We start from the raw sequence: 5,930 nt of genomic DNA, 5'->3' as shown, positions 1-5,930 counted from the left end.
TTATTGAAAATAAATTTAAAAATTTTGCATTTCACTTTTTTTTAATTGTTTTTAAAATAAAAAGTAAGCCAAAAAAATATTTTTATTTTTTTGAAATTTAAAAAATTCCCGAGCCTTTTGAGATAAGAGAAGATAACAAAACTCATCAATTTGATAGTTGGTATTACTTTCTCTAGGTTTAATTTTTTGATTTATCCGCGCCGTTCCCTTTCGATGGATTTGACATAGAAATCTTCCACTTTTTTTCTTGCCCAATCAGTCTTTCTCAGAAATTTCAAACTTGAATTTACAGAAGGATCATGGGTGAAGCACCTGAAACTGAACCTATCACCAAGGTATTCCCAACCGTGTTTCTTTACCAAATAATCTAAAATATCTGCCAATCTTACACCGTGTAAGGGATTATTGATTTGTTTTTCAGGACTGTTCAGGTCATGTTCATTTTCCATGGAGGCAAATTTATAGATTATGGGAATCCCATACAATATAGATTACCTGTGATAAAGGTTTTTGAAATGCAGATTGTTTTTTGGAACGACGGTCAAAAGAAAATTTCCCCAAAACTCAAGACCAATATTTGTTGGGTATCGGAAAAAGTTGTTGACTCCAGATACACATTTTTATCTTTATCTACGGTCCCGATATAGATCATTTTATGTGCTGCTAACATCTTCTTAAGTTCATTCAAATCCCCCAATAAATCAGCGGGTATGTTTTTCCCCACTTCTAGTAGGTTGAATTCCGCCCCTTCTGCAAACGCAAGTTCAGTAAAAAGCCTGTCGAGATTTTTCTGAAATGATATTTGGGCAATGTATCTCGCGGCAAGTTTGTGGGAAAGCACTGTATTGCTTTTCAACACATTGGTATTGAGAAGCTGTTCGGTCACCGGATCACCTAGGATGGTGACAATTTTAGTCATGAAGTTTTTATCATTCCGGTTTTTGGATACCAACAACATCGTCAGTCTAAAACCCTGTTCATCATCAAGGTTGATGATGATATTGTCGTAATTGACCTCATGGAGACTATTGAGAAATGCCGGCATAAAATATTCTGTAGGCTCTTGAAAGACAAAATGGGATTCCTCTAAGGAAGCCAAACTAGTCACATCCATAAAATCATCAATATTTCCCAATGGCCATGCATTACCGATCACACAGATTCTTTTGCTTGCCGCTTCCCTCGGAGGAATGATTGCTTCATTTTTGACTAAAACAGGTTTGGAATCAATTGGCCTAAATTTTAGTTCCTTGATGTTTTTGGTAAGAAAAAGTAGCCAATCGGTAGATTTGGCATTCTTCCCAAAAGGGCAGAGACTCATCTCAAAACCTCCCTCACTATTGACTCCCGAAAACCCGAGCAAAGTCCCCCCTTCAAAACTGAACAACAATTGCTCAAACAAAATACCCCCAAAATCCCCTTTACCTGAAAACCTCTTGGGGTCCACAAAATGGATGGTAGACCCGTCAAAGGATAAAACCTCGAAGAAAGCTTTGTAGTAAACCACATCAACTTTAGCCCTTGCGAGTATGCTTCCGATAACATCACCAGGTGTGATAACTGCAAATAGGGCGCCTGCTCCATGTGAAGTGAGTTCCAATGCAATATCTCTGCTGTCCTGGCTGTTAGACAATTCGATAGAACACTTTACAGGATGTTTTGAACCCTGCCTTTCAGACAAATGTTGAAAAAACGCATGGTTATTTGTAAGGGTAGTGAGGATTTTGAGGTTAAAATTATCAGCAGTAAAAGTATCATCGCCCGTGTCAGGCAACAGAACAACAATTCCCAATGCATTTGTTATTGATAACCTCTCATAGGTTTGGAAGGTCAACGGGTTTCCCTGCCTTAAAAAAATATCCAAGTTTTCCCACCTTTCTTTATCCAAAATTGATCTGAAATCAGACACTATTTTGTTGCTTGAAAACAATAGTACGACGTTTTCAATAGTTCCTTTTTCCTTAGCTCTCAGATTAAACTGGTCAAGAATCAATGGTAATTTGATATTGTAATTGATAAAAACAGTATGTCCTGAACCTTTATATTTCAATGAGCCGCTTTTTATATTGTCGATCAATTTGATCAAGGCTGCAGACAAAACAGAAATGATAAATGAAAATAAAACCAAACCCAATAAAACGAGAATTAAACCGGCAGCGATAGGGACAGGTCCTTGGGTATCGGAATAATAAGAAGGATCAGCAAAGATTTTATAGGTCAGAGGTAAATCCCCCACAAAAGGAGAAAATACTATGATAATGACCGCACTTGTGATGAAAATCGCAATCAGTTGGACCCAAACTGAGGCCAAGGCAAAACGCTCAGGGGTGAGTATCCTGCGGGAATTTCTTAGAAAAAGTTTAAATCTTTCGAGTTTCGACAAGGTCAAAGTCAGGTTTAGCTTTAAATATAATAAGCCTCAGGCATTTTATCACATAAAAATGATTTCCTGTTTGTAGAGCCTAAATATAATCTGTGGGAGATTGTTCTCGCATTTGAATCTGAAAATCAATTATCAAGTAAATAACCCAATCAAATGTCTTCAAACAGAGCTATTTAGACCAAATACAAAAGCTATGCCTACCAAAATCACAAAAACAATTACCTTGATTGTTTTTAATGAAAAGGGTTCCAAATTAAGCCTTGACTTAGACCTGTCCAAAAGATGGGAAACAAACCCAGAAAGCCCTCCTGCAAAAGGAACCATAACCAAAGGAAGCATGATTTCATGATCTTGGCCGCTGTCGGGAATAACTCCAAAAAGGCAAGAAGCCATCAATATAAGCCAGGAAAGGATTACTGATTTGAAGACTTTTTGTAACATGATTGTGGTTTATGTTTTTTGGGTTAACAAACTTAATTAAATATTCCACCAATAGGTGAATTTTAGGACTACTGACCTGTCTTTTGCGAAGAATGGGGCAGGAAGGTAATTGTCTGTAAATACAAGAAATATATCTGAAGCTGGTTTGAACCTCCACTGTACCCTGGTGTTGAGGTTGATGTTGTCAATCTGCTCATTGTATTGAACAAATGCCGTAATAAAGAACTTATTGGTCAATGTCAGGTCAAATCTAGGGCCAACTAGCCAAAAGGAGGTGATTCCCCAGGGTCCAGGAAGGTGTATTTCATTATAATTGGCATTCATGGTAAGGCTGAAATAAGGCTGGAACCGATATCCCAGCTCACCACTTATATTGTATCTATTCCCCTCAGCGTAGTACCCACCCACACGTGTGGCAATAGCATAGGTGAAAATACTTTGTGGCTTGGAAGTAAATTCATTCCTCCAAGAATACCAACGGTGTTCTGTACCAGCAGCCAAGGTATCCCCGGTAGAATTGGTAGGATCAAATGGCTTGAGAAGTCTGATAAAGTCATGTGCAAACCAAGTAGTGAAAACGCTTTGTGACCTGAATCTCACCTTGTAAGAAATATAAGTTTCATTATCGGTTTGACTCATTTTGGTATCAAAAAACGATTTGGTACTCAATTCAGGTCCATGGCTGAGAATTTTCTTACTTTCAGGAAAGAACAGGTATCCTACCAATGGATTTATCTTGTAGAATCCAGTCCTTGGGACATAGCCAACCTCTGCAGTATAATTTTCAGAGACATATTCATGCTGAATATTCCAATAAAGGTTTCCACTCGTATAGCGCAGATTGGCAGCATATACCAATCCTTCCCCTGCGGTCATAGGATTGAATGATTTCAAAACGAATGCTTTCCCGGTCCAAAGGTTGTTGGAAGAGGCATAATTGAATTCCAGGCCCACATTCCGGTCATATTCTGAGGTAGAAACAGAGTCTTCAGGTAAGGGAGGAGTAAACATACCTGCTTGCCGGGTCACCACGATGGCGCTAAGGTTAGACCTTGCGAGCACTCTTCGTTGCAGGGTCAAGACCGAAAAATTCTGGGCATCCAGATTTTCCTCTTCTACCTGTCCTGTCTGCATCGTCATGGCGCCAATCCTCCAGTCTTTGTTTAATTTTCCGCTCAGCCTTGCTCCGGCTTGGATGGGTGCATTCAGTCCTATCCGCCTGGAGAAAAAAGGACGGATAGTCTCATATCCAAAGTTGGCAAAAAGGTCTCCATTTTCGAGAAAAAACTGTCTCCTTTCCGGAAAAAAGAGTTCAAACCTATCCAGGTTTGTCACTTGCTTGTCCACTTCTACTTGAGAAAAATCAGGATTGACAGTCAGGTCAAGGTTCAATGCAGAACCCAGTCCGATCTTAGCATCCATACCAAAGGAATTTCTAAACACAGGCTCCTCGCCTTCCTGACGGTTTTGCGAAAGGCCTCCCAAACCATAGGGTATCACTGAAATATTGGGACCTGCCGCAGGGGGAGGATTGTCCCACACCAGAATTCCTGTATAGGCTAGTGAAGCAGAAGGGAATTGACGGGGTACCGGAGCCCATCCTGATTTTTCGGTTGTCTTGAGGTCAAGGCGGCTGAAATTAATCCCCCATTCTTTGATGCCTGATTTGTAGCGGATTGACTTGAAGGGGATAGAAGCCTCAAAAACCCATCGGTCATCATAATTCTTTACTTTTGATTCCCACTTATTGTCCCAGCTTAAGTCGACCTTTCCACCATCATACATGATACCGTCCCACTGAGCCCCTGCCGCATTGGCACCAAAAGAAAAACCATTGATCTGATCATCAAAAGGATCCATAAAAAGCAGGAAGTTGTCATTTTTTCCAAAGCTAAAATCCCTTCTTAGAGATTCAACCATGTATGGACCTTCTAGTGCGTGGTAATTGACAACTATCAAATAAAGATTCTTGTCATCATAGGCCATTCTGACATCTGTACGCACTTCGGCAAAGCTGGTATCCATAGGGGTAATCATAAAAAAGTCTGTTGCCACCTCTGCTGAATTCCATGATTGTTCATCCAACACACCATCGATCACGATCGGATCGGTAGTTTTACGGATATTCAGCCGGTACGCATCGTTGATTTTTTGGGAAAAGGAATTTGATGCAATACCAAGACATACAAAGACCATCAGGATGGCGTTCTTCATGGGATTTTGAGGGTATTATAGCTGGCAGACACTAAAGTATCTTTCTTAAGAGGTAAGGTAATCAATTCTTCCTCTAATGCTCTTTAACATGTTAAGGATGGGTATTTATTGGTTTAAAAAAATAAAAATCTTTGTAGGGTTCCATAATAATCTTTGATAACAAAGAAAACTAAACTCAAAAAATAGAAAAAGATTTCTGCTCAAATATGGTTATAGCATTTACTATACTTGGTATATGTTACTATAAATCATTCCTGTTCACAATCATACCGTCTTTTATTGCCTTTAGATAAGTTTTTACCTTTCCATTCTCATCTACTTCACATACCCGATAGCCAGGATGTGGGGAACCCCAACTACCTCCAAAATGTCCTGACCAAAGGTATGGTTTCTTACTATGGTACATGATCCCGTCCACATCATGGTCATGACCATGGAATACAGCTTTTACATTTGGATAGTCCGCTATCAACCCCAACACTTCTTGGCAGGACACCCCATGTTTTGTCCAGTCATTTTGGGAAATATGGATACATACAAAGACATTTGACATTGGTTTAAATTCTTCGAGCTTCAATTTCATAAACTCAATATTGGCGCAAAGGTAGTCTCCTGCCTGATTGGAACTGTTGGCCAAAATGATCCCATTGTTTTCCTTTGAGACAAAGGCATAGTTTGCAGAAATCCCCCATATTTTCTCCCAATCATCCTCTGAAATCCGGTCATGATTTCCCTTTACAGGAAAATAAGGAACCTTAAGCGTATTATATACCGCTTTCACTTTTGGCATCAATGTAGGTTCATCATGTATCAAATCTCCATTGAAAACCACAAAATCCACTTCCTTCTCAGCATGGATCGCATCTATCAAATTCCTATGGGAAGTTTCAAA

5 protein-coding genes are annotated in these 5,930 nt (G+C 39.4%); all 5 read right to left on the bottom strand.

What is annotated here, in order from left to right; all coding sequences use genetic code 11:
• Positions 1-191: 191 nt before the first annotated feature.
• Entirely contained in the window at positions 192-449 is a 258-nt protein-coding gene (locus tag ACZFYI_RS14375; RefSeq protein ID WP_462524822.1) for a VF530 family protein, read from the bottom strand.
• A gap of 92 nt (positions 450-541) precedes the next feature.
• The gene (locus ACZFYI_RS14370; protein WP_462524821.1) at positions 542-2,383 is read right to left on the bottom strand and encodes a hypothetical protein; all 1,842 of its coding nucleotides are present in this window, start codon (positions 2,381-2,383) and stop codon (positions 542-544) included.
• A gap of 159 nt (positions 2,384-2,542) precedes the next feature.
• Positions 2,543-2,824 (bottom strand): hypothetical protein, encoded by a 282-nt coding sequence (locus tag ACZFYI_RS14365; RefSeq protein ID WP_462524820.1) that lies wholly within the window; start codon positions 2,822-2,824, stop codon positions 2,543-2,545.
• Positions 2,825-2,860: 36 nt separating this feature from the next.
• Positions 2,861-5,038 carry a DUF5916 domain-containing protein gene (locus ACZFYI_RS14360; RefSeq protein ID WP_462524819.1) on the bottom strand — a complete coding sequence of 726 codons (2,178 nt, stop codon included), beginning with the start codon at positions 5,036-5,038 and terminating at the stop codon, positions 2,861-2,863.
• A gap of 241 nt (positions 5,039-5,279) precedes the next feature.
• Positions 5,280-5,930: metallophosphoesterase family protein (locus ACZFYI_RS14355; RefSeq protein ID WP_462524818.1), on the bottom strand; the 651-nt coding region annotated here is incomplete at its 5' end.

The organism is Aquiflexum sp., assembly GCF_977115555.1.
Note: the sequence above shows the minus strand (reverse complement) of the source record. Positions and strands in the feature narration are given on the sequence as shown.